The organism is Stenotrophomonas sp. YJH_SMC_106-19, from assembly GCF_059368375.1.
This window is the reverse complement of the sequence record NZ_JCAFRQ010000002.1, coordinates 148,379-172,918: the sequence shown is the minus strand read 5'-3', so window position 1 is coordinate 172,918 and position 24,540 is coordinate 148,379. Positions and strand designations below refer to the sequence as shown.

At 67.1% G+C, this 24,540-nt stretch carries 18 protein-coding genes, 3 tRNA genes and 1 pseudogene; 9 read left to right on the top strand and 13 right to left on the bottom strand.

All coding sequences use genetic code 11. From position 1 onward, the window contains the following. Nucleotides 1–167: 167 nt before the first annotated feature. From AC5P5M_RS08315 to AC5P5M_RS08295, 5 genes are all read right to left on the bottom strand, one after another. The gene (locus AC5P5M_RS08315) at nt 168–935 is read right to left on the bottom strand and encodes a PoNe immunity protein domain-containing protein (protein WP_495205756.1); all 768 of its coding nucleotides are present in this window, start codon (nt 933–935) and stop codon (nt 168–170) included. Nucleotides 936–944: 9 nt separating this feature from the next. Continuing rightward, nucleotides 945–2,027, bottom strand: a complete 1,083-nt coding sequence (locus tag AC5P5M_RS08310) for a hypothetical protein (RefSeq protein WP_495205755.1) — start codon at nt 2,025–2,027, stop codon at nt 945–947. A 33-nt stretch (nt 2,028–2,060) separates the two neighbouring features. After that, complete coding sequence (locus tag AC5P5M_RS08305; protein ID WP_495205754.1) at nt 2,061–2,663, bottom strand: PAAR domain-containing protein; 603 nt, start codon at nt 2,661–2,663, stop codon at nt 2,061–2,063. A 213-nt stretch (nt 2,664–2,876) separates the two neighbouring features. After that, nucleotides 2,877–4,286 (bottom strand): ATP-binding protein, encoded by a 1,410-nt coding sequence (locus AC5P5M_RS08300; protein WP_053518188.1) that lies wholly within the window; start codon nt 4,284–4,286, stop codon nt 2,877–2,879. A gap of 6 nt (nt 4,287–4,292) precedes the next feature. After that, nucleotides 4,293–5,021, bottom strand: a complete 729-nt coding sequence (locus AC5P5M_RS08295; RefSeq protein ID WP_053518224.1) for a response regulator — start codon at nt 5,019–5,021, stop codon at nt 4,293–4,295. Between the two features lie 205 nt (nt 5,022–5,226). Between AC5P5M_RS08295 and AC5P5M_RS08290 the strand changes: the two genes are divergently transcribed. The 3 genes from AC5P5M_RS08290 to AC5P5M_RS08280 are packed head-to-tail and all read left to right on the top strand — an operon-like array spanning nt 5,227 to nt 9,862. Further along, complete coding sequence (locus AC5P5M_RS08290) at nt 5,227–6,471, top strand: efflux RND transporter periplasmic adaptor subunit (protein WP_111185757.1); 1,245 nt, start codon at nt 5,227–5,229, stop codon at nt 6,469–6,471. Further along, nucleotides 6,468–8,426 (top strand): MacB family efflux pump subunit, encoded by a 1,959-nt coding sequence (locus AC5P5M_RS08285; RefSeq protein ID WP_065181192.1) that lies wholly within the window; start codon nt 6,468–6,470, stop codon nt 8,424–8,426. Before AC5P5M_RS08290 ends, AC5P5M_RS08285 begins: the two co-directional genes overlap by 4 nt. Further along, nucleotides 8,423–9,862 carry an efflux transporter outer membrane subunit gene (locus AC5P5M_RS08280; RefSeq protein ID WP_495205753.1) on the top strand — a complete coding sequence of 480 codons (1,440 nt, stop codon included), beginning with the start codon at nt 8,423–8,425 and terminating at the stop codon, nt 9,860–9,862. Before AC5P5M_RS08285 ends, AC5P5M_RS08280 begins: the two co-directional genes overlap by 4 nt. 93 nt (nt 9,863–9,955) lie before the next feature. On the opposite strand, the gene rlmB is transcribed toward AC5P5M_RS08280, so the two are convergent. From rlmB to rnr, 3 genes and pseudogenes are all read right to left on the bottom strand, one after another. Continuing rightward, entirely contained in the window at nt 9,956–10,699 is a 744-nt protein-coding gene (gene rlmB / locus AC5P5M_RS08275) for a 23S rRNA (guanosine(2251)-2'-O)-methyltransferase RlmB (protein WP_053518184.1), read from the bottom strand. Between the two features lie 92 nt (nt 10,700–10,791). Next, nucleotides 10,792–11,286, bottom strand: a complete 495-nt coding sequence (locus AC5P5M_RS08270; RefSeq protein ID WP_495205752.1) for a GFA family protein — start codon at nt 11,284–11,286, stop codon at nt 10,792–10,794. Nucleotides 11,287–11,316: 30 nt separating this feature from the next. Then, nucleotides 11,317–13,545, bottom strand: a pseudogene (gene rnr, locus AC5P5M_RS08265) (ribonuclease R); the annotation flags it as partial. Nucleotides 13,546–13,904: 359 nt separating this feature from the next. Between rnr and AC5P5M_RS08260 the strand changes: the two are divergent. Further along, nucleotides 13,905–13,989, top strand: a tRNA-Leu gene (locus tag AC5P5M_RS08260). A gap of 130 nt (nt 13,990–14,119) precedes the next feature. Beyond that, nucleotides 14,120–14,204 (top strand) — tRNA-Leu (locus tag AC5P5M_RS08255). A 63-nt stretch (nt 14,205–14,267) separates the two neighbouring features. Here AC5P5M_RS08255 and AC5P5M_RS08250 read toward each other — a convergent pair. Further along, nucleotides 14,268–15,014, bottom strand: a complete 747-nt coding sequence (locus tag AC5P5M_RS08250) for a sulfite exporter TauE/SafE family protein (RefSeq protein ID WP_065174710.1) — start codon at nt 15,012–15,014, stop codon at nt 14,268–14,270. A 100-nt stretch (nt 15,015–15,114) separates the two neighbouring features. Between AC5P5M_RS08250 and AC5P5M_RS08245 the strand changes: the two genes are divergently transcribed. Both AC5P5M_RS08245 and AC5P5M_RS08240 read left to right on the top strand, forming a co-directional pair. Further along, nucleotides 15,115–16,014 (top strand): LysR family transcriptional regulator, encoded by a 900-nt coding sequence (locus AC5P5M_RS08245; protein WP_495205858.1) that lies wholly within the window; start codon nt 15,115–15,117, stop codon nt 16,012–16,014. A 50-nt stretch (nt 16,015–16,064) separates the two neighbouring features. After that, nucleotides 16,065–16,149: transfer RNA gene (locus AC5P5M_RS08240), tRNA-Leu, on the top strand. A 176-nt stretch (nt 16,150–16,325) separates the two neighbouring features. Here AC5P5M_RS08240 and emrB read toward each other — a convergent pair. Genes emrB through emrR form a run of 4 tightly spaced genes read right to left on the bottom strand, consistent with a single transcriptional unit; the run spans nt 16,326 to nt 21,043 of the window. Beyond that, nucleotides 16,326–17,912 carry a multidrug efflux MFS transporter permease subunit EmrB gene (gene emrB / locus AC5P5M_RS08235; RefSeq protein ID WP_053518356.1) on the bottom strand — a complete coding sequence of 529 codons (1,587 nt, stop codon included), beginning with the start codon at nt 17,910–17,912 and terminating at the stop codon, nt 16,326–16,328. 7 nt (nt 17,913–17,919) lie between these two features. Continuing rightward, the gene (gene emrA / locus AC5P5M_RS08230) at nt 17,920–19,098 is read right to left on the bottom strand and encodes a multidrug efflux MFS transporter periplasmic adaptor subunit EmrA (protein WP_053518354.1); all 1,179 of its coding nucleotides are present in this window, start codon (nt 19,096–19,098) and stop codon (nt 17,920–17,922) included. 11 nt (nt 19,099–19,109) lie between these two features. Next, the gene (gene emrC, locus AC5P5M_RS08225) at nt 19,110–20,603 is read right to left on the bottom strand and encodes a multidrug efflux transporter outer membrane subunit EmrC (protein ID WP_481558810.1); all 1,494 of its coding nucleotides are present in this window, start codon (nt 20,601–20,603) and stop codon (nt 19,110–19,112) included. Next, nucleotides 20,600–21,043 carry a multidrug efflux system transcriptional regulator EmrR gene (gene emrR, locus AC5P5M_RS08220; protein WP_053518351.1) on the bottom strand — a complete coding sequence of 148 codons (444 nt, stop codon included), beginning with the start codon at nt 21,041–21,043 and terminating at the stop codon, nt 20,600–20,602. Before emrR ends, emrC begins: the two co-directional genes overlap by 4 nt. Nucleotides 21,044–21,188: 145 nt before the next feature. On the opposite strand from emrR, the gene AC5P5M_RS08215 reads away from it, so the two are divergent. After that, nucleotides 21,189–22,097, top strand: a complete 909-nt coding sequence (locus AC5P5M_RS08215) for a helix-turn-helix domain-containing protein (protein WP_065181185.1) — start codon at nt 21,189–21,191, stop codon at nt 22,095–22,097. A 59-nt stretch (nt 22,098–22,156) separates the two neighbouring features. Further along, nucleotides 22,157–24,400 carry a DNA topoisomerase IV subunit A gene (gene parC, locus AC5P5M_RS08210; RefSeq protein ID WP_053518348.1) on the top strand — a complete coding sequence of 748 codons (2,244 nt, stop codon included), beginning with the start codon at nt 22,157–22,159 and terminating at the stop codon, nt 24,398–24,400. The last annotated feature ends 140 nt before the right edge of the window (nt 24,401–24,540 follow it).

Sequence of the window (24,540 nt, the reverse complement as noted above, 5' to 3'; positions counted from 1 at the left end):
CCGTGCCCCCCCTCCCCCGGGCAGCAACGGCGGGCTTTCTGGCTCACCCGTGCAGGCGGTACGGATTTCTGGCGGAAGGGCGTGGTCCGGCACACCTTCCCGAGCCCAGGCGGTGACCACAGGCAGGACCAGAAGACCCCTCGCCTGGCGCCTCTGCGGAGGGACAGCTACGTCCTGTCGCCAGCACGACGCCTGTAATGGGCCACCAGATCCGCCGGGTAGTACTCGTGGTCGCGGAAGCTCGAATCGTCGATATCGAACAGCATCACGACCAGCGCGGCCTCAAAGGCCCAGTAGCCCATGTAGCCGCTGTCGTCGTCACGGTGATTCCCGTGCCAATAGAGGTTGCGGCTGCCCGCATACCAGCCATCCAGGAACTTCTTTACGAGCCCCGGTCGGTCCTGGATCGATGCGACGGCCTTTGCTAGCGGAAGGTACTGGCGATACAGCACGTGATTGGCAGCGGGTCGGCCTGTGTCTCCCAATGCAATCGCAACTCTGTCGAAAAGCTCGTCTTCCCCGGCGTGCTTCATCAAGCCAAGTGCACTTCGCACATAAGAGCCCTCCATACCCGCGGCAACCGAGAATGCCAACCACCAGAGGTACTTTGTGTACCTGTCCGGCCGAAGATCCTCCCACACTGCACGAATCATCTGATCCTGTGCGCCCAAGGCATCGGCGCACAGATCAACGCGCCGCCTTGCAAGCAGCAATTCTTCCAGCCCCCCCAGTACTTCAACCAGATCGTCGCCACGCGAGTAGCGCATGACCATTATCTGAAGGAGCAGGGAAAACACGGAACTCGATGCATTGGCGCGTCCGACGTCGGTGTACCTGTGTGAATCAATACGATCAACGACCTCTGCAACCTCATCCAGCCGGAACTCGATGATTCCAGAGAAATATGCCTTGGATTTCCTGCTATCGCGCATCATCGGTCCAGTTCAAAATGATGAAGGGCCGATCACCCTTCCGTCCACGCCAAGCTTGTAGGACTGCGTCGTGCCATCTTCGGCCACCCTGATCAGAATCGACTCAACCCGCCCCTGATTCATCGCATCCCTCATCCTTCTTGCCTCTACGACCCCCACCTTGGAATCAAGACGCTCGTTTATCCATTCGCTGTCCATCTGCCGCGTACCGTCCCTGTACGGTCCACCCAACCGGCCCGTGTTGTACTTCGCTTCGGTGATCACAAAGTCGGGCGGCGGATCCGGGTGGCTGTAGACCCCATCGATGCCATTCTCTCCCGGACGATACACGCCATCGGTCTTTCCCACTGGCGTCAGGCCCTTGTCCAGCATCGCTTGATGCGCCCTCGCCTCACCGAACGCGGCACCTGCGGCGCGCGTGCGCGGCAGTCGGGTTTCCACCACCCCATCGGCATCCGGCGCCCGGCTTTCCGTGTGCCGACGCTTGCGCAAGCGCAATGCCCGCGCCAGTGCCGTGAACGCCTCGCCCAGCTCGTCCAGCAGCGCTGCCAGACGCTGCCCCAACCGCCCGATCCGGGCCGCCCAGGTTGCGCCGCCATAGGCGGTTCCGGCCGTGCCTGCGCTGAACGCGCCCAGCAGCACGCTGATCACGACATCGAGCGCAAACTGGGTGCCGTAGCGCTGGGTCAGCTCCTGCAGCTCGTCTGGCGGCACCGCCTTCGCCCAGTCCGCGGGGAACGCCGCCAACAGCTGCCAGGTCGGGCCGTCGTCGAACAGCAGGATCAGCTGCTCCTTGATCGCACTGGCCTTGTCCAGCACCTGCTCGCCTGCTGCACGATGCCCCGCGATGCGTGCATCCAGCCCGTCCCAGTCGCCCGTCAGCAGCAGTCCGCTCAGTTCGCGCAGTTCCGCATCGGCCTTGAAGCGCAGCACCGCCAGCTGCCACACCGCTTCCACGCTGCCGCTGGCCCAGTCCCATGCGCCTCTGGCCTGGCCTTCGATGCGATTCAGTTCCATCAGGAAGGCCTGATGCGCAGCGCTGGCACTGTTCCATTGCCGCCAGTCCGCAGCAAAATCCTGCCGGGTCTGCTGCACGATGCGCTGCAGGGCCGCGCGAAGGCGTTCGCGTCAGGCCTCGATCTCAGCCGAGTCGGTGCTGTCGGCCTCGTGCTGGTAGATCACCTGCACCGGCCCCACGCTTACCTGCGGCAGGCGTGCACGACCTTCGTCATCGAGATGGCCGCTGAGCACGCGGCCATCGGACAGGGTCGCCCGGTAACTGACACCGCGCGCGGGCGTGCAGTCCAGGTCGCCGTAGTGGCAATGCAGCACGACCTCGCGCGTAGCGACCGCATCGCGGGCAACGAAACCGCTGGGCGGCGGCGTGGCGTTCCACAGGTCCACTGCTGCCGGCGCGGCAGGCGCCGCGGAGACCGACGAACCGCCACCGCCACCGCCTCCGCCGTCAACCACATACACCAGCGACTGAGCACCTCCGAGCAACCTGCAGCCACAGGCCAGCGAATCGCCTTCGCGCGCGATCAGCTTGCCATCGAGGATCAGCGTCGGGTCACCGGTGACGATCTCGAACGCGCCGCCATGCTTCGGGCACGTTGCCTTGTCGCCCACGCAGGCGACGGCCTTGCCTTCGATATCCGTATTCGACGATCCGGTCAGCACCCGCCCGCCGCCCGTGGTGGCGTCGCCCACCACGATCCACATCCGTGCCATCTGCCATCCGCAAGGAACTTCGATGGCTTCAGGTGACCGGCCGCACGCAGCGCAGGCAATTCAACGCTGACGCAATTGCCTCGACTGCCTGTACAACGCCTTGCAGCGCAGGCAATTACCGTGGGTGACGCATTCGCCCTATCGTGCTGCAGGCAGGGCTATCGCGTCAGTTTTGGGTGGGGCCTGCCGGAACGCAGCCCCCACCGCGTCTGCTCAGCCTGCCCGGCCCGGCGCCACCACCTGTGCACTGGCTGGCCATTGCACCACGGCTTCCAGTCCGCCCTCGGCACGGTTGCGCAGCCACAGGCGCGCGCCGTCCTTCTCGGCCAGCGCGCGCGCAATGGTCAGGCCCAGCCCGGCCCCACCGGTTTCGCGCGAACGCGAGGTCTCCACCCGCACGAACGGGTCGAACACGGCTTCCAGCTGGTCGTCGGCCAGGCCGGGACCATCATCGGCCACCACCACGGTGATGCTGCCGCCGCCCCGCTCGATGCGCACCCGCACGCGCTGGCCGTACATCACCGCGTTGTCCACCAGGTTCGAGAACAGGCGGTGCATCGCCAGTGGCCGCAGCATCAGCACCGCATCGCTCCTGCCCTCGAAGACGACATCGGCCCCACCTTCTGCGGTGTCCTCGACGATGCTCTCCAGCAGCGAATCCAGGTCCAGTGCAGCGCGCTGCTCGGCGCTCTCGGCACTTCGGGCCAGTTCCAGGCCTTCGCGGACCAGTGCCTGCATCGCAGCCAGATCGCCGATCAGGCGCTCGCGCAGCGCCTCATCGGTCACGTTCTCCAGCCGCAGGCGCAGGCGGGTCAGCGGTGTCTGCAGATCGTGGGTGATCGCCGCCAGCATCTGCGTACGCTCGGCCAGGTGTCGCTGCAGGCGGTGCTGCATGGCATTGAAGGCCTCGGCGGCGCGCTGTACTTCACGCGGGCCGCGCAGCGGCAGCGGATCGCGCTGCAGGTCGTCGCCAAGATCCTCGGCGGCGGCGGCCAGCTCCTGCAGCGGTGCGCTGGCCATGCGGGCCACGATGTAGGCCAGTACCGCGATGGCCAGCACGAGCAGGGTCAGGAACAGCGGGTCCACGGCCAGGATGCCGTTGTGGGCCACCGCGGGGGAATCCAGTGCCAGCTTCAGCAACGTACCGTCGTTGAGGGTGACGTCCACCGCGCGGCATTTGGGCGGGATGAACGCCGGATCGCGCTCGCGAGGATGCTTGCGGTAGCCGGGCGGCGGCGGTGGCAGCAGTTCCTGCAGCCTGGGAATGCAGGAGCGGAACGAAGTGAAGTGCACCTGCGCCCGCGCGACCGGGCCCGGGCGGTCCTCCAGCACTTCCATCAGCGCAGCATCGGCACGTCCCACGCGCGCACCGGACTGCAGCGCGCGCACGCTCGGCCCGCCCACTTCCAGCAGGCGCTCGCGCAGCTCGGGATTGCCGTCGAGCAGATTGACGTAGCCCTGCAGGCGATCGGCGATGCGGTTGAGGTTCTGCCGCTCGAACTCCTGCTGCCGCTTGGAGGTGGCCAGCATGGTCGCGCCGATCGCCGCCACCGACATGCCCAGCAGCAGGATCACGAACAGCCGCCCGACCATCGAGGACAGAAAGTGGCGCAGGCGATTCATCGCGGCTTATTCCAGGTTGACGGCCGAGGCGAGGACATAGCCTTCGTTGCGCACGGTCTTGATCAGCCCGTCGGGACCACCATCGTCACCCAGCTTGTTGCGCAGGCGGCTGACCTGCAGGTCGATCGCGCGATCCTGCGCCTCATAGTTACGGCCGCTGCTGAGCGCGACCAGCTGCTCACGCGACAGGACCTTGTTGGCATGTGCGATGAACACCCGCAGCAGGCGGAACTCCGCGCCGGACAGCACCACCACGCGCCCGTCCGGATCGACCAGGTGGCGGTGCTCCAGATCGAACACCCAGCGCGAGAATCGTGCACGGCGCACCGCCAGTGGCTCCAGATTGGCCGGCAGGGCTTCGGTACGGCGCAGCACGTTGCGGATGCGCGCCAGCAGCTCGCGCGGCTCGAACGGCTTGGCCAGATAGTCATCGGCGCCCATTTCCAGGCCCAGCACGCGATCGATCGGTTCCGCGCGGGCGGTCAGCATGATCACCGGCGTGTTCGAGCGTGCCCGCAGGTCACGGCACAGGGTCAGGCCATCCTCGCGCGGCAGGTTGAGGTCGAGCACGATCAGGTCCACGTGTTCGCGCTCCAGCAGCTGGCGCATGCTGGTGCCGTCGGCCGCCGTGCTGACCTGGTAGCCGGCGCGGCCGAGCTGCTCGGCCAGCAGGGTGCGGATGTCGTTGTCGTCGTCGACGATCAGCAGTCGATGCATCGGGTTTTCAGTCTCCATGTCGCGGATCATCCCGTGTCGGGAGCTGAACCGCATCCTGGCCAATGCGTACCACTGTATCCACCCGCGGGCCGGATACCTGTCGATACGCGCTTTCGCCGACAGTGTTACACACAGACACACCCTGAGGATTGAGCGGTTGATCGCCCGGTCTTCACAATGCCCACCATCGCCGCCATCGCGGCACCGAGAGTGAAGCCACCACGTGATCCGCCGCCTGTTGCCCGCAACCCGCCGGGGCCGCCTGATGCTGGCCGCCCTGCTCGTCCTGATCGCTGCCGTGGCCGCCTGGTGGCTGCTGCGCAAGCCGGCCGCTCCGGCCCTGGCCACGACCCCCGTAGGCCGTGGCGACATCGAACAGACCGTTGAGGCGACCGGCGTGATCGACGCCTACAAGCTGGTCAGCGTAGGTGCGCAGGCCTCCGGCCAGATCAAATCGCTGAAGGTGCAGCTGGGCGATACAGTGAAGGAAGGCGACCTGATCGCCGAGATCGACGCCACCACCCAGCAGAACCAGGTGCTCAACGCACAGGCCTCGCTGGACCAGGTGATCGCGCAGCGGGCGGTGCAGCAGGCAACACTGCGCCAGGCCGAGCTGGAATTCGCACGCCAGCAGCAGATGCTGGCCGCCGAGGCCACCTCCCGCCAGGAGTACGATGCCGCCGAAGCACAGCTGAAAACCGCACGCGCCCAGCTGCAGTCCTACGAGGCACAGATCAAGGGTCGCGAAACCGAGCTGGGCACCGCCCGGGCCAACCTGGCCTACACCCGGATCACCGCGCCGATGGACGGCACCGTGGTCGCCGTGGTTGCCGAGGAAGGCCGCACGGTGAACGCCAACCAGACCGCGCCGACCATCGTCATGCTGGCGCGCCTGGACGTGGTGACGGTCAATGCCGAGGTGTCCGAGGCGGACGTTGTGAAGATCAAGGCCGGCATGCCGGTGTACTTCACGACGCTGGGCGACCCGGACCGGAAGTATCACGCCACGCTGCGGCAGATCAATCCGGCACCGGCATCGATTGCCAATGAAAGCTCGTCCAGCTCCAGCAGCTCTTCCAGTTCCAGCTCCAGCAGCGCGGTGTACTACAACGCCCTGTTCGACGTGGAGAACCCGGACGGCACCCTGCGCATCGACATGACCGCGCAGGTGTCGGTCCTGCTCAAGCAGGCCAAGGGCGTGCTGATGGTACCGGCGGTGGCACTGGGGCCGAAGACCCGCGACGGCGAGCGCGTGGTACGGGTGGTGGATGATCGGGGCCAGCCACAACCGCGCAAGGTCAAGGTCGGCATCAACAACGGTGCATCGGCTGAAATCCTCTCAGGTCTGCAGGAGGGCGAACGCGTGGTGGTCGGCGAGGCCAGCGCAGCGGCAGCGTCTGCGGGCGGCGGCAACCGGGGAGGCATGCAGATGCGCGTCGGCGGCCCGGGCATGGGCCCGCGCCGATGAGCACGACGGCGCCGCTGCTACGCCTGCGTGACCTGCGACGCGAGTTCCCGGCCGGCGACGACGTCATTGCCGTGCTGCGCGACGTCAACCTGGACATCCACGCCGGCGAAATGGTCGCCATCGTCGGCCAGTCCGGTTCGGGCAAGTCCACCCTGATGAACATCCTCGGCTGCCTGGATCGCCCCACCCGGGGCAGCTACCAGGTGGCCGGCCGCGAAACCGGCCGGATGCAGCCGGACGAGCTGGCCGAACTGCGGCGCGGGCATTTCGGCTTCATCTTCCAGCGCTACCACCTGCTCGGTGACCTGGATGCACGCGGCAACGTGGAAGTGCCGGCGGTATACGCGGGCAGCCCCGGCCCGGTACGCAACGCGCGGGCCGAGCAGCTGCTGCAACGGCTCGGCCTGGGCGACCGCATGCATCACAAGCCGGGCCAGCTGTCCGGTGGCCAGCAGCAGCGTGTGTCGATCGCGCGTGCATTGATGAACGGCGGGGAGGTGATCCTGGCCGATGAACCCACCGGCGCCCTGGATACGAAATCCGGCGAAGAGGTGATGGCAATCCTGGGCGAGCTGCATGCCGAGGGACATACCATCATCATCGTCACCCACGACATGAGCGTGGCCGAGCATGCCCAGCGCATCATCGAGATCCGCGATGGCGAGATCATCGCCGACCGCGCCAATCCTGATGCGCCGTCCTACCGCGCGCGACGCGAGGCCAGCACCGGTGTTGCCCACGGCAACAGCTGGCGCGCAGCGCGCGACCGCTTCACCGAAGCGTTCCGCATGGCCCTGCTGGCGATGAACGCGCATCGCCTGCGCACGTTCCTGACCATGCTCGGCATCATCATCGGCATTGCTTCGGTGGTCTCGGTGGTCGCGCTCGGCAACGGCTCGCAGCAGCAGATCCTGCAGAACATCAGCGCGCTGGGCACCAACACCATCGATGTGTATCCCGGCCGCGGTTTCGGCGACATGCGCTCTGCACGGGTGCAGACGCTCAAGGCCAGCGATGCCGATGCGCTCTCACGGCAGAGCTACGTGGACAGCGCCACGCCCAGCGTGTCGACCTCGGTCACCGCGCGTTACCGCAACCAGTCCTCCACCGCCCAGGTCAGCGGCGTTGGCGAGCAGTTCTTCCGGGTGAAGGGCGTGACCCTGCTCAGTGGCAGCTTCTTCGATGCCGATGCGGTGCGAGGGCTGGCCCAGGTCGCGATCATCGACGAGAACACCCAGACCCAGTTCTTCCCCGATGTCGATCCTGTCGGCCAGGTCATCCTGCTCGGCAACGTGCCGGTGCGGGTGGTCGGTGTCGCCAAACGGCAGAGCTTCGGCTTTGGTGGCAGCACCAGTCTCAGCATCTGGGTGCCGTACACGACCGTGATGTCACGCATGCTGGGCCAGAGTCACGTCTCCAGCATCACCGTGCGCGTGGATGACGCCACGCCGATGGACGCCGCGCAGGAGGCGATCACCCGCCTGCTGACGATGCGCCATGGTACCGAGGATTTCTTCCTCAGCAACAGCGCCGAAATCCGCGAGACCATCGAGCAGACCACACGCACGATGACCCTGCTGATCGGCGCGATCGCCGCCATCGCACTGCTGGTTGGAGGCATCGGCGTGATGAACATCATGCTGGTCTCGGTCACCGAGCGGACCCGCGAGATCGGTGTGCGCATGGCCGTGGGTGCGCGGCAGAGTGACATCCGCCAGCAGTTCCTGATCGAGGCGGTGCTGGTGTGCCTGCTCGGTGGCCTGCTCGGCGTCGGCCTGGCGCTGCTGCTGGGCTCGATGATCGGACGTTTCGCCAGCGACTTCCAGGTGCTGTTCTCCACCGCTTCGATCATCGCCGCATTTGCCTGTTCCACCCTGATCGGCGTGGGCTTCGGCTTCCTTCCCGCGCGCAATGCCGCGCAGCTCGACCCGGTGGAGGCCCTGGCCCGCGAATGAAGACGATGCCCATGCTCCCCTTTCCTGCTCCCTCGCGCCTGCTGCTGGCCGGCGCCGTACTGATGGCCCTGTCCGGCTGTGCCTCGGTCGGCCGTTATCCGGTTGCCGATCCCGACGTGGCTGCTGCTTATGGGCGTGGCAATGCCGCACTCAACGCACCGGTGGACGCTCCGCGCAGCAGCCTGGATACGCCTGCCCGCGACATCCGAGAGGATGTCTGGTGGAGCGGTTTCGGCGATGAACGTCTGGACCGGCTGGTAGCCCGGGCGCTGGCCGCCAACAGTGACCTTGCCGCCGCCGGCCTGGCCGTGCAGCGTTCCCGCCTGCAGGCCGGGCTCGCCAGCAACGCGCTTTGGCCACAGCCGTCCTCGTCGGGCGTCAGTGGCAGCGGCAGCCGTGCCACCGACCAGGCCGACGACTGGCGCCGCAGCTATTCCACCGGCGTTTCGCTGGCCTGGGAAGTCGATCTGTGGGGCCGGCTAAGGACCCAGCGCGACATCGCACGCTGGGAGGCTGAAGCCACCGAGGAAGATCGACAGAACACCGCCCTGCTGGTGATCGGCGATGCCATCAGCCAGTACTGGGCGTTGGCGTACCTCAACCAGTCGATCAGCACCGGCCAGGCCAACCTGGAGCGGCTGGAACGCACCCGCGAACTGGTCCAGGCCCGTTTCGACGCCGGTGCGGTTTCGCGCCTGGAAGTACGCCAGGCCCTGCAGAACCTGCAGTCGCAGCGCGCTGCGCAGAGTGCGCTGGAACAGCAGCGCGTGGAAGTGCGCAATGCGCTGACCGTGCTGCTCGACGGCACCCCCTGGCCGCAACAGGACGAGCCGCAGAACCTGCAGCAGGCACGCAGCCCTGCCATCGCTGAAGGCCTGCCGGCGGACCTGCTCGCTCGCCGTCCCGACCTGCGCGCGGCCGAGCTGCGGCTGCGCAACAGCCTGAAGACGATCAAGGTCACCGCCACCCAGTACTACCCGGCGTTGAGCCTGACCGGCAGCCTCGGTTCCAGCGCGACCTCGCTGGGCGATGTCCTGCGCAATCCGGTGGCCACGCTCGGTGCCGGCCTGTCCCTGCCCTTCCTCAACCTGCAGCGCGCACAGCTGGATACCGACGTGGCCGGTACCAACTACCAGATCGCCGCGACCGGGTTCCGCAAGACGCTGTACACCGCCCTGTCGGAAGTGGACAACGCGCTGTCGGCACGCGAGCAGCTGGCGCGCCAGGTGGCGGCGTCGCAGGCCTCGTATGACGAGGCGGTGGAAGTGGAACGCATGCAGGAAGTGCGCTACCGCGTGGGTGCCACCGACCTGCGGACCTGGCTGGAAGCCCAGCAGACCCGGCGCGATGCGGAGTTGTCACTGGCCCGCGTCCGGCAGAGCCAGTTGACCAACGATGTGACGCTGTTCAAGGCGCTGGGCGGCAGCGCGGGGTAGCGCCGGGCCATGCCCGGCGGCGTAGAGCGCGGCATGCCATGAGCGTGGTCGGACTGGATCCGCCGGGCATGGCCCGGCGCTGCCACGGGACGATCAGCCGCGCTGGCGCACGGCCTCGAACAGGCTGACGCCCGCGGCGACCGATACGTTCAGGCTCTCGATCTCGCCCGGCATCGGGATCTTGACCAGTCCATCGCAGTTCTCGCGGGTCAGGCGGCGCAGGCCGTCGGCTTCACCGCCCAGCACCAGCGCGATGTTGCCCTTCAGGTCCAGATCGTACAGCGACGCGGTCGCTTCACCGGCCAGGCCGTAGATCCACACGCCCTGCTTCTGCAGATCCTTCAGGCAGCGCGACAGGTTGGTCACGGCCACCACCGGGATACGGTCGGCGGCGCCGGCCGAGGTCTTGCGCACGGTGGCATTCACCGTCGCCGACTTGTCCTTGGGAATGATCACCGCAGTGGCACCGGCCGCCGCGGCCGAACGCAGGCAGGCGCCCAGGTTGTGCGGGTCCTGTACCTCATCCAGCACCAGCAGCAGGGCCCGGCCTTCAGCGGCAGTGACCAGGCCTTCCAGTTCATTCTCGCTGTAGGTGCGCGCAGCGGCATAGCGCGCGGCCACGCCCTGGTGGCGGACCGCACCGCCAACGCCGTCCAGCGCCTGCGCGGTGACCCGGCGGACATCGATCCCCTTGCGGCGCGCGTTCTCTTCGATTTCGGTCAGGCGTGGATTCTTCGCACCGGCCTCGACCAGCACTTCGCGGACGTTCTCGGCGTCGTTCTCGATGGAGGAGGCGACGGCGTTGACGCCGACGATCCACTGGCTGTTCTTGCTCATGCGGGCGGGACCGGAAAGGGGGTGGCTATGGTAGAGCATCGGCGACGGCCGCGCTTCGCGCTCGCCGGGCAGGGCCCGGCGCTACCCGCCGTTTACCCGTCGGCTGAACGACTGCGCGGCGGCCAGTGTGGCGTGTCGTGGTCGGGGTGCTGGTGGGAAACGATCGCAGCCAGGAAGTCCAGTGCCGCCACGTCCTCCTCCGTGCGGCGTGCCGGCAGGGTGCCCAGGGCATCGACGAAGGGCAGCTTGCGCTCGACACCGTACTGGATCGTCGGCGGCAACCGTTCCGGCTGGTCAAACGCCCCCGCCGCCACGGCCATGCCGTCGGGGGCTTCATAGGTCAGCGGCGTGCCGCAGTCGCCGCAGAAACCGCGCCGGACCAGATTGGAGGACTGGAAATAGCGCGGCTGGCCGCGGGTCCAGCTGAACTGCACGCCGCGCACCGAGACCAAAGGCGCGTAATACGCGCCAAAGGCCTTCTGGCACATCCGGCAGTGGCAGATCGAACTGTCGGACAGCTCACCGCGCACCTGGAAGCGGATGGCACCGCACTGGCAGCCGCCGCTGTACTCGGGTTGGCCCTGCATGCTGCTTTCCTCCGGAACGGGCTCTACGGATCAGTACTTCTCTTTCCTGCGCTTGGTCGGTTTGCCGCGTTCGGGCAGCGGCGACAGTCCTGCCTCTTCTTCCTCGCCCTTGTGTTCGACCAGCCGGAAGTCGATCTTGCGCTCTTCCATGCTGGCCTTCAGTACGAGGATGCGCACGCGGTCACCCAGCCGGTAGCTGCTGCCACGACGTTCACCGGTCAGTGTCTTGCGGGTCGCATCGAACTTGTAATAGTCCTGCGGCAGCTGGGTGACATGGACCAGGCCCTGCACCTTGGAATCGTCCAGTTCCACGAACAGACCGAAGCTGGTCACGCCACTGATCACGCCATCGAACTGGCCGCCGACATGCTTCTCCATCCACGCGGCCCGGTAACGCTCGTCGACCTCGCGTTCGGCCTCGTCAGCGCGGCGCTCGCGCTCGGAGCACTGCAGCGCCAGCGCTGCCATCTCGCGTGCGGTGTAGGTGAACTTGTCCAGCGGCTTGCCCGACAACGCATGCTTGATCGCGCGATGCACCAGCAGATCGGGATAGCGGCGGATCGGCGAAGTGAAGTGCGCGTACGCCTCCAGCGCGAGCCCGAAGTGACCGTGGTTGTCAGGACTGTAGACGGCCAGGCTCTGGCTGCGCAGCAGCACCGACTCCAGCAGGGTGGCATCGGGACGGTCGCGGATCTTCTTCAACAGCTTGGTGTAGTCACCGGGGCGCACCTTCGACCACGGCGGCAGGCTCAGCTTGAACTCCTTGAGGAATTCCAGCAGGTCGGCGTACTTGGTCTCCGGCGGCTTCTCGTGGACGCGGTACGGCGCCGGCACATGGTGCGACAGCAGGTACTTCGCCGCCTCCACGTTGGCGGCGATCATGCATTCCTCGATCAGCTTGTGCGCGTCGTTGCGCACCAGCATGCCGGCCTGGGTGACTTCGCCACGATTGTCCAGCACGAAGCGCACTTCACTGCTCTCGAACTCGATGGCCCCGCGCTTTGCACGTGCCTTGGCCAGCACCTTGTACAGCTGGTGCAGGCGCTGCACCTGGGGCAGCAGATCGCCGATGACGGCCTTCGCGCCGGCATCGTCCTCGCCCACGGCCTGCCACACCTGGGTATAGGTCAGGCGTGCGTGCGAATTCATCACCGCTTCGTAGAAGCGCGAGTGGACGACCTGGCCATCGCGGTCGATCTGCATGTCGCAGACGAAGCACATGCGGTCGACCTTGGGCATCAGCGAGCAGATACCGTTGGACAGGGTCTCCGGCAGCATCGGTACGACGAAGCCCGGGAAGTACACCGAGGTAGCGCGCTTCTGCGCCTCCTCATCCAGCGGCGTGCCCGGACGCACATAGTTGGAGACATCGGCGATGGCCACCACCAGGCGGAAACCCTCCGCGTTCGGCTCGCAATACACCGCATCGTCGAAGTCCTTGGCATCCTCGCCATCGATGGTCACCAGCGGCGTGCGACGCAGGTCGACGCGGTCGCCGATCATCGCCGGCTCGACCACCAGCGGCACCGCGGCGGCCTCGTCCAGCACCTCCTGCGGAAACTCGAACGGCAGCTCGTGGCCGTGGATGGCGGTCTCCACCACCAGCGAGGCGGTCAGCTTGTCACCCAGTACCGCGATGATGCGGCCGATCGGCGGACGGCGGCTGTCCGGCGCCTGCGTCAGCTCGCAGACCACCAGCTGGCCATCACGCGCACCTCCGGTCTGATCAGGCGGCACCTGCACGTTGCGCTGCACGCGCTTGTCATCAGGCACCACGTAATTGATGCCCATCTCGATGCTGAAGCGACCGATCAGACGGGTCATGCCGCGCTCGAGCACGCGGGCGATGCTGCCTTCGCGGCGGCCGCGATGATCGATGCCGGTGACACGCGCCAGCACCTTGTCGCCGTGCATCACCTTGCGCATTTCATAGGGCGGCAGGAACAGGTCGTCGCCGCCCTCGACCGGGCGCAGGAACCCGAATCCTTCCGGATTGGCGATCACCACACCGGTGACCAAGCTCAGCGCCTGCACCGGCGCGAAACCTCCACGGCGGTTCTGTACCAGCTGGCCATCGCGGACCATCGCACCCAGCCGGCGCGACAGCGCTTCGGCCCGGTCCGGCGCGGTCAGGCCCAGGCGGGCACCCAGCTCCTCGGCAGTCTGCGGCCCTTCGCAGCGCTCCAGCAGGGCCAGAATGGCCTCGCGGCTGGCGATGGGCTGTTCGTACTTCTCGGCTTCGCGGGACGCGTAGGGATCCTCGATCACCTTGCCGGCCGGCGGCAGCTTGCGGCCCGGCGCCGGTCCCGGGGCGTCGCCGCCACGGCCCGGGCGACCGCGCGGCGGTGCGCCGCCACCACCCAGTTCCGGGAACCAGCCCGGCAGTGGCTTGCCCGGCTGGGAGGTACGGGCTGCACCCGTCTTGGCGCCCTTCTTCGGGGCCTGGCTGCGGGACTTGCTCCCGCCCTTGCTTGGTTTTTTGGTAGTCATCGCCCTCCATGGTAGCCGCTGACGGCGTGCAGAACCGGTCAGCGACCCGCTTGCAGGCGCCACGTGAAAAAACTCCGCGAAGTCGTTGACAGCCTGCGGATTCATCTTCACAATTGCGCCTCTGGAACGCCCAGGTGGCGGAATTGGTAGACGCACTAGTTTCAGGTACTAGCGGGTAAAACCGTGGAGGTTCGAGTCCTCTCCTGGGCACCAACGAAAAATCTCCTCGCCTCGGCGGGGATTTTTTTTGCCCGCGTTTCCTGCCGTCGTTCCGCAGCGTGGCCGGGCGTTCACAAGGGTGTTGACACCCCCGTCACGGCACCCCATAATCTCGCTCCTCGACGCCCAGGTGGCGGAATTGGTAGACGCACTAGTTTCAGGTACTAGCGGGTAAAACCGTGGAGGTTCGAGTCCTCTCCTGGGCACCACGTCGAGACTGAGAAAAACCCGCGAAAGCGGGTTTTTTCATGTCCGGGCGCCAGCCAACGGGATCAGAACAGCGGTCGCAGCACCAGCTCCAGGCCCAGCAGCAGCAGGAAGCCCAGGAAGCACACGCGGAACACCCGCGCACTGATCCGCTGCCGGATCACCTGCCCCAGCCACATGCCCGCCAGCGCCGGCAACACCGCCAGCGCGCTCAATCCCAGCTGCTGCACACCGAATGCGCCGTGCAGCACCAGCCCGCCCGTCAACGAGAGGGTCGACACCGTGAACGCCAAGCCCAGCGCCTGCACCAGCTCTTCGCGTTGCAGCCCCAGCGACTGCAGGTACGGCACCGCCGGCATCACGAACACTCCGGTCGCCCCGGTCACCACGCCGGACATCGCCCCCACCAGCGGGCCCAGCCAGCGCTCACGCCGCTGCGGCACACGGAATACCGGCGCAACCAAGGCGTACAGCGCATACACCACCAGCGCCACGCCCAGCGCCACGCGCGACCACGTGCGGTCGACCCGCACCAGCAACGTCGCCGCGCCCAGGGTCACCACCACCACGGCCAGCATCATCGGCCACAGGCGTCGCACGATCGGCCCCAGTGATGGCCCGGCCAGCAGTTGCCAGGCGTTGGTGACGAAGGTCGGAATGAACAGCATCGACGCCGCCGCCACCGGCGACAGCGCCCCTCCCAGCAGGCCCATCGCCACGGTTGGCAGGCCCATGCCGGTCACGCCCTTGACCACCCCCGCCAGCATGAACACGGCGACCAGCAGACCATAGAAGAATGTCGTCTCACTCATGCCGTCATTGGAACCGGCGCGCCTTCCGCGCACAATGCGGCTTATGCGCCCCACCCTTCGGCTGGCCCGAAGGCAGGCGGCACGCAACGAGGGCCGTGACATGCGGATGGACATCGCCGACCTGCGCCTGTTCCTGGCCGTGGCCGACGCCGGCAGCATCACCGCAGGCGCCGCGCAGGCGAACCTGGCGCTGGGCTCTGCCAGCGAACGCCTGCGGGCGATCGAGAACGACGCGGGCACCGCGCTGCTGGTGCGTCACCCGCGCGGCGTGAGCCTGACCGAAGCCGGTGCCGCCCTCGCCCACCACGCGCGCCAGATCCTGCATCAACAGGCACAGCTGCGGGGCGAACTGCAGGCCTTCGCGAAGGGCGCGCGCGGCACCCTGCACCTGTATGCCAACACCGCCGCACTGACCAGCTACCTGCCTTCCCGGTTGGCTCCCTGGCTGGCCGAACGCCCACGCCTGCACGTCGAACTGCACGAACGCACCAGCCCTGAAGTGGTCCGCGCCCTGACCGCTGGCCAGGCCGAAGCGGGAATCATCAGTGATGCGGTCGAGGCAACCGGCCTGCAACGCCATGTCGTTGCCGAGGATCCCCTGGTGATGCTGCTGCCCGCAGGCCATCGTTTCGCGGCCCGTCGCACGCTGGCCTTCGCCGATGTGGCCTGCGAAACCTTCGTCGCGCTGGCCGATGGCAATGCGCTGCAGACCTACATCGAAGCGCAGGCACGCGACATCGGCCATCGGTTGGACGTGCGCATCCGCATGAAGACCTTCGAAGGCGTGTGCATCATGGTGGGTCACGGCATCGGCGTCGGTATCGTGCCGCGCACCATCGCCCGCCAGCACCGCCGCGCGACACAGGCGCTGGCGGTGCCCCTCGCGGATGCGTGGGCACAGCGCCGCCTGTGTGCCTGCTTCGCCGACTGGACACGGCTGTCGACAGCGATGCGCAGCCTGCTGCTGCACCTCGGCGTGGAAGCGGAGAAAAAAGCATGAAATGGTGTTGACACATCCGATGCCGTACCGCAGAATTCCCCTCCTGAGTCGCCCAGGTGGCGGAATTGGTAGACGCACTAGTTTCAGGTACTAGCGGGTAAAACCGTGGAGGTTCGAGTCCTCTCCTGGGCACCACGACTCATGATGATGAAACCCGCGAAAGCGGGTTTTTTCGTTTCCGGAATCCGCAGCGTCAACGCAATGGCGACGCCTTCCGCGCGTCGCGCGAACGCCGCCTGGCAGAACTCACCACAGACAAAAACCCCGCCTTGCGGCGGGGTCGACATACAGCGCCGTGTTTGCGGGCAGTTTCAGTGCCCGCCACCGGCCGCTGCACCGGCACCGGCACCGAACGGCGGCTTGGCCAGCCACAGGAAGGTGATGATGGCCAGGAAGATCCAGCCCAGCAGGAAGAAGATGTCGTTGAAGCCCATCTGCGATGCCTGGTGGTTGATCATGGTGTTGAGCACCGCTGCACCATGCTGCAGGTCACCCTGCCCCATCGCCGCAACCTGGTCCTGCATGCCCGGCTGATAGGCCGAAATGTGTTCGGTCAGATCGGCGTGGTGCACCTGCGTGCGACGTGCCCACAGCCAGGTGGTCAGCGATGCTGCGAAACTGCCGCCCAGCGTGCGCAGGAACGTGGCCAGGCCCGAACCCGCGGCGATTTCGCGACCATCCAGATCCGACAGCAGGATCTGCAGCACCGGCATGAAGAACAGCGCCACGCCGATGCCCATGATCAGCTGCACGCCGGCCACGTGCTGGAAGTCCACCTGCAGATTGAAGCCCGAGCGCAGGAAGCTGGTCATCGACAGGAACACGAAGGCGATGGTCGCCAGCATGCGCATGTCGAAGCGCGAGGCATACTTGCCCACGAACGGCGTCATGATCACCGGCAGCACGCCGATCGGCGCCGTCGCCAGGCCTGCCCAGATCGCCGTGTACCCCATGTCGCGCTGCAGCCACTGCGGAATCAGCAGGGCCACGCTGAAGAATGCGGCATAGGCCACCACCATCGCCAGCGTGCCGGCGCGGAAGTTGCGGTGGCGGAACAGTTTCAGGTCGACGATCGGGTCCTTGTCGGTCAGTTCCCAGATCAGGAACACCGTCAGCGCCACGACCGCCACGCAGGCCAGCACCACGATCCGGGTGGAGGAGAACCAGTCCTCGTCGTTGCCCAGGTCGAGCACCAGCTGCAGTGCGCCGACGCCGATCACCAGCGTGATCAGGCCGACGTAGTCCATCTTCGGCTTCTCCACGTGTTCCGGACGGCCCTTCAGCTGGTTGCCCACCACCAGCGCGGCGAAGATGCCCAGGGGCACGTTGATCAGGAAGATCCATTCCCAGCTGTAGTTGTCCGTGATCCAGCCCCCGAGGATCGGCCCGCAGATCGGCGCGACCACGGTGATCATCGCCAGCAGCGCCAACGCCTGCCCGCGTTTCTCGCGTGGATAGATCGAGACCAGCAACGACTGCGTGATCGGATACATCGGGCCGGCCACGAAGCCCTGCAGGGCGCGCGACACCACCAGCATGCCCATGCTCTGCGCCAGACCACACAACAGCGAGGTGATGACGAAGGCCAGCGTGGCCCAGACGAACAGCTTGCGCTCGCCGAAACGGCGGCTGAGCCAGCCGGTCAGCGGCAGTGCGATGGCCGTGCTGACCGCGAACGAAGTGATGACCCACGTCGCCTGCTGCGAACTGGCGCCGAGATTGCCGGCGATGGTCGGCAGCGAGACGTTGGCGATGGTGGTGTCGAGCACCTGCATGAAGGAGGCCATCGCCAGGCCCACGGTGCACAGGGCCACGCTCGGCGGCAGGAACCCGGCGGCCGCACCCGGCGCCGCCGGTGCGCCCGGGCTTCCGGGCGCGGCTGGAGCTTGGGCGGACATGGCGACCTCAGCCCACCTTCGACTGCTGCGGCACGTTGCCCTGGATGATCGAGTGGATCACCTCGTCGGCATCATGCAGCTGCTTGGCATAGACGTCGGTGTCGAACACCGTGCCCTTGGCCGGGGCGCTCGGCAGCACCTCGCCCTTCTGGTCGCGCAGGCTCACCTCGGCCTTCATCGACAGGCCGATACGCAACGGATGTTCGGCAAGCTGCTTGGCATCGATGGCGATGCGCACCGGAACGCGCTGCACGATCTTGATCCAGTTGCCGCTTGCGTTCTGCGCCGGCAGCAGCGAGAACGCCGAGCCGGTCCCCAGACCCAGGCTCTGCACGCGGCCCTTGTACTTCACATCGCCGGCGTACAGGTCAGACTTCAGCTCCACTTCCTGGCCCAGGCGCATGTGGCGCAGCTGGGTTTCCTTGAAGTTGGCCTCGACCCACATCTGCTCGGTCGGCACCACGGCCATCAGTGCGGCACCCGGCTGCACACGCTGGCCCACCTGCACCGAGCGACGGGCCACATAACCGGTGACCGGCGCGACGATGCCGGCGCGGGCATTGTTGAGGTAGGCCTGGCGCAGCTGCGCGGCGGCCGCCTGCACGTCGGGCTGGGTGGCGATCACCGTATCGTCGACCAGCGCACGGTTGCGCTCGACGGTCTCGCGCGAACCGGCCACCGCTGCTTCCGCCGCCGCCAGCTCATCGCGGGCATGGGCGAGTTCTTCGTTGGAGATGGCACCGGTGGCGGCCAGATCCCTGCGGCGTGCGAAGTCCTCGCGCACGCGCTTCAGGGTCACCTGACGGGCATTCAGGTCTGCCTGCGCGCCTTCCACGCTGCGATACAGGCCACGGGTCTGGCGAACGGTCTTGGCCAGGTTGGCTTCAGCCTGCTGCAGGGCCACGGACGTATCGGCCGGGTCCAGCTGCACCAGCAGCTGGCCACGCTCCACGCGCATGCCGTCATCGGCATTGATGGCGACCACGGTGCCTGCCACCAACGGGGTGATCTGTACAAGGTTGCCCTGCACGTAGGCATCGTCGGTTTCTTCGAACCAACGGCCGAACATGAAATACCACAGCGCCAGTGCGGCAAGCAGCAGCACGACGATGACGAACAGGCCCCGCAGCAGGTTGCTGCGGCGGTTGGAGGCGGCCGGGGCCGCAGTGTCTTGGGTCTGGCTCATGGCGGGGATCTTCAGGAATGCGAGGAATCGGAATGGGAGGCAAGCGGCGCGCGATCGGCATCACTGGGCTGGAAGCCCCCGCCCAGCGCTTTGCTCAGGCGCACCGAGGTCTGCACCTGCTGCGACTGCAGGCTGGCCAGCTGCTGTTGTGACTGCAGCAGGGTGGACTGTGCGGACAGCACATCCAGGTAGCTGCCGATGCCGGCGCGGTAACGCTGCCCGGCCAGGTCGAACGCTGCACGCGCTGTGTCCACGGCCTGCTGCTGCGACTGCGCCTGCTGCGCCAGCGAGCGCACCGCATTGACCTGGTCGGCCACGTCGCGCAGTGCGTCAAGCACCGCCTGGTTGTAATTGGCCACCGCCAGGTCGTACTGCGCATCGGTGTCGGCCAGGTTGGCGCGCAGCTTGCCGCCCTCGAAGATCGGCAGGCTCAGCGCCGGGCCGATGTAGGCGAAGGTGGAACTGCTCTGCAGCAGATCGCCGACATTCGGCGCCACCACGCCGGCCAGCGCGGTCAGGTTGAGGCTCGGGTAGAACTTCGTCCTGGCGACCTTGATCTGCTTGTTGGCCGCTTCCACGCGCCAGCGTGCGGCGACGATGTCAGGACGACGGCCGAGCAGCTCGCTGGGCAGCACGCCTGGCAGCTGCAGGGCCGTCGGATTCAACGGCTGCGGACGCTCGATCGTCAGGCCACGGTCGGGGCCCTTGCCGACCAGGGCGGCCAATGCGGTGCGGGCGGCGTCGATGCGTTGCTGCGCGGCCTGCACCTGCTGTTGCGCGGCGGGCACGCGGGCTTCGGCCTGGCGCACCTGCAGATCGCTGTCGATGCCAGCGCGGCGACGCTGCCGGGTCAGTTCCAGCGACTTCTGCGACCGCGTCAGTTCTTCCTCGGCGACATCGTCGAGCTGCCACGCGTAAGCAAGGTCCGCATAGGCCTGGGCGATGCCGGTGGACAGATTCAGGCGTGCGGCCTGGGCCTCCACGGTGGCGGCATGCGCGCCATCCACGGCCGCTTCCCAGGCGGCGCGCTTGCCGCCCCACAGGTCGATGCCGTAGCTGAAGTCGAAAGCGATCTGGCTGCTGCCTGCGTAGTGGCCACCGATCTCGTCGCCGGCCATCGACTCGGGCAGGCGAAGCCCGGTATAGCCGCCGGAAACGGAGAGACTGGGCAGGCGGTCAGCGCGTGCGGTACCGACCTTGGCCTGCGCCTGGCGCAGACGTGCGTCGGCGGCGTCCAGGCTCGGATGACCGGCCAGGCCTTCGGCGATCAGCGCGTCCAGCTGCGCATCGCCCAATGCCTTCCACCAGTCCTGTGCGGGGAAGCCGGTAGCACTGAGATCGGTGTCGGCCAGGGTGCGCTCGCTGTGCAGGCTGTCCACATCGAGCAGGCGGGCCTGCGGTTCGAGGCCGCGGCTGCTGGCACAGGCGGCCAGCGCCAGCGCCAGCGCCGACAACAGCAGCGCGCGCCCGGACCGGCGGAATGAGGAATGCGGGATCGGGTTCATGGGGTCGTCAGGGAATCGCGGATTCGGGTCAGGAGGGACAACAGCAGCGTGCGCTCGTCGGCGGACAGATCGCGCAGGGCGTAATCCATCACCGCGTCGCCGCGCAGCTTCAAGCGCGCCCACAGTGCGCGGCCTTCATCGGTCAGCACGATCTGCAGCGCACGGCGGTCCTGCGCATGTGCCTCGCGGCGAACGCAGCCCAGGGCTTCGAGCTTGTCCAGCAGGCGGGTGACGGCACTGGGTACCTGGTCGATGGCCTGGGCCAGTTCGTTGGCGGTACAGGGGGCCATGTTCGAGAGCACCTTCAACCCGATGTAGTGGGTGAAGCCGATGCCCAGGTCTTCTTCGGCCATGGACGCGTCAAGCTGGCGGACCAGGCCGTCGCGCACCTGGCGCAGCAGCAGGCCGAAGCTGGGGGGAGTGGTTGCAGGACAGATCATGGGAGTGCATTCTCTTCCAAAAAAAATATTTCTCAATGGAAATATTCGATCTGGCATCGAATGCTGTGTTGCAGCAGCGGGCTGGATCAGTGAAGGCGCCTACCTTAATGGCGCCCCAGGATGGCCCGGTAGTACCATCAAGCCAATGAATGACACATTCCAGCCATCGGACAGGATGAACAAGGGGGACATCGCCCCAGCCCGGCAGTTGCTGCGCAACGAGGCGCTGGACTGGTTCGAGCGCAACGATGGCCCGCCGGTCGTCGGTTTCCGCTTCGACAGTCCGCAGGGGCTCGCCCGTGAAGTCGACTGGCACCATCACCAGCGTGCGCAGCTGATCTGTGTCGAGCGCGGCCTGCTGACCACCCGCACCTCGCATGGAACGTGGTCGCTGGCGCCCGGTTCGGCCGGCTGGATGCCGCCCCTGGAACCGCACACGGTCGCTCTGGACGGCCCGCTGCGTGGCTGGGGCATGGCGTTGGCCGCGCCGGCCTGCACTGCCCTTCCCGCCGCCCCCTGCGTGCTGGGCCTGTCCAGGCTGGCGCAGGCACTGGCGGACCGGATCTGCAGCTGGTCGCTCGACCAGGTCGCCACGCCCGAGCACCAGCACATCATCGAGGTTCTGCTGGATGAGATCCGCACCGCACCGCGCCAGCGCATGCACCTGCCGATGCCGCACGATCGGCGCCTGCTGAAGATCGCCTCGCAGCTGCTGGCCGATCCCTCCGACGAGCGCAGCCTGGCCGAATGGGCGCATTGGGCCGGGCTTTCGCCGCGCAGCCTGACCCGCCACTTCCGCGACGAGACCACGCTGAGCTTCGCGCAGTGGCGCCAGCAGGCCCGTCTGTCCGAAGCGCTGCGGCAGCTGACCGATGGCCGCAGCGTGGCCGATATCGCCCATGCGCTGGGCTTCAGCAGCGCCAGCGCCTTCGTCACCGTGTTCCGCCGCCATTTCGGCCTGCCGCCCGGGCGCTACCTGGCGCGGGCCGGGAATGGACTGGAAACCGGCCTGGACCCTGCGCGCGGCTTGGCATCCCCGGCCGCATCCGGATAATCACAGGATTGCGAGCGGCGACCGCCGTCGCCGCCTCCCGACATAGGTAACAACGCCGCATGACCGAACTTGCCCGCCCCGTGTTCCACGGATTCGAACAACTGCCGTTGCGCGAGTACGCCGAACGCGCCTACCTCGACTACTCGATGTACGTGGTCCTGGACCGCGCCCTGCCGTTCGTCGGCGACGGCCTGAAGCCGGTGCAGCGCCGCATCATCTATTCGATGAGCGAGCTGGGGCTGAATGCCGCGTCCAAGCCGAAGAAGTCCGCACGCACCGTCGGTGACGTCATCGGTAAATACCACCCGCACGGCGACAGCGCGTGCTACGAGGCGCTGGTGCTGATGGCCCAGCCGTTCTCCTACCGCTATCCGCTGATCGAGGGCCAGGGCAACTTCGGCTCCAGCGACGACCCGAAGTCGTTCGCGGCGATGCGCTACACCGAATCCAAGCTGACCCCCATCGCCGAAGTGCTGCTGGGCGAGCTGGGCCAGGGCACCACCGACTGGGCGCCCAACTTCGATGGCACGCTGCAGGAGCCGACGTGGATGCCGGCCCGCCTGCCGCACCTGCTGCTTAACGGCACCACGGGCATCGCCGTGGGCATGGCCACCGATGTGCCGCCGCACAACCTCAACGAGATCGTCAGTGCGCTGCTGCACCTGCTGGACGATCCGGACGCCACCGTGCGCGATCTGTGCGAGCACGTGAAAGGCCCGGACTATCCCTCCAGCGCCGAGATCATCACGGCCGCCAACGATCTGCGCACCCTGTACGAGACCGGCAACGGCAGCGTGCGTGCGCGCGCGACGTTCAGCCGTGAAGCCGGCAACATCGTGGTCACCGCACTGCCGTTCCAGGTATCGCCCTCGAAGGTGATCGAGCAGATCGCCGCGCAGATGCGCGCCAAGAAGCTGCCGTGGCTGGAAGACATCCGCGATGAATCCGACCACGCCAATCCGGTGCGGGTGGTACTGGTGCCGCGCTCGAACCGCGTCGATGCCGAGCAGCTGATGGGCCACCTGTTCGCCACCACCGACCTGGAGCGCAGCTACCGCGTCAACCTCAACGTGATCGGGCTGGACGGCCGTCCGCAGGTGAAGAACCTGAAGATGCTGCTCAGCGAATGGCTGACGTTCCGCAGCAACACCGTCACCCGCCGCCTGCAGCATCGCCTGCAGAAGGTCGAACGCCGCCTGCACCTGCTGGAAGGTCTGCTGGTGGCCTTCCTCAACCTGGACGAGGTGATCCATATCATCCGTACCGAGGACGAACCGAAGGCCGCACTGATCGCGCGCTTCGGCCTGTCCGAAGAACAGGCCGAGTACATCCTGGAGACCAAGCTGAAGCAGCTGGCCCGCCTGGAAGAAATGAAGATCCGCGGCGAGCAGGACGAGCTGGCCAAGGAACGCGAGAAGATCATCGGCATCCTCGACAGCAAGGCCAAGCTGAAGAAGCTGATCCGCGACGAGCTGCAAGCCGATGCGAAGAAGTTCGGCGACGAGCGCCGCTCGCCGCTGGTCCAGCGCCAGGCGGCGCAGGCCATCGACGAGACCGAACTGGTGCCGAGCGAGCCGATGACGGTGGTGCTGTCGCAGAAGGGCTGGATCCGCGCCGCCAAGGGTCATGACGTGGACGCGTCGGCCCTGTCCTATCGCGATGGCGATGCGCTGCAGGGCGCCGTGCGCGCGCGCAGCACCCAGCAGGTCGCATTCCTGGACAGCGAAGGCCGGGCCTATTCAACGGCGGTGCACACCCTGCCTTCTGCACGGGGCAACGGCGAGCCGCTGACCGGCCGTTTCTCGCCGGCGCCCGGCACCAGCTTCGTCACCCTGGCCAGCGCCGAGCCGGACGCACGCTTCGTGCTCGCGTCCAGCCATGGCTACGGCTTCGTCACCCGCTTCGAGAACCTGATCGGCCGCAACAAGGCCGGCAAGGCGATGCTGAACCTGTCCGCCGGCTCGTCGGTGCTGCCGCCGGCGGTGGTCGCCAATGTCGAGAGCGACCGCATCGTGGCGGTGACCAGCTCGGGCAACCTGCTGGCGATTCCGGCCAGCGATCTGCCCGAACTGGACAAGGGCAAGGGCAACAAGATCATCGAGATCCCCAAGGCCAAGCTGGCCACGGAACGCGTGGTCGCCATCGTGGCGATCGGGCCGGGGCAGACCCTGCAGGTGCGCGCCGGCCAGCGCACGATGGGCCTGAAGTTCAACGAGCTCGATGCCTACCTCGGCGCGCGGGCGACCCGCGGCCACCTGCTGCCGCGTGGCTGGCAGAAGGTCGAAGGCCTGTCAGTGGAATGACGCAGCGGGGTCGGATCCCTTTCCAGCGGAAAGGGCTCTGACCCCAGGCTCCCGCTTCGGCAGGCGTCAACCTTGGCCGACACGCCGTTGCTGCTGGAAACCCGCCCTGGTCGGCGCCGGTCGACAAGGCATAGGCGACA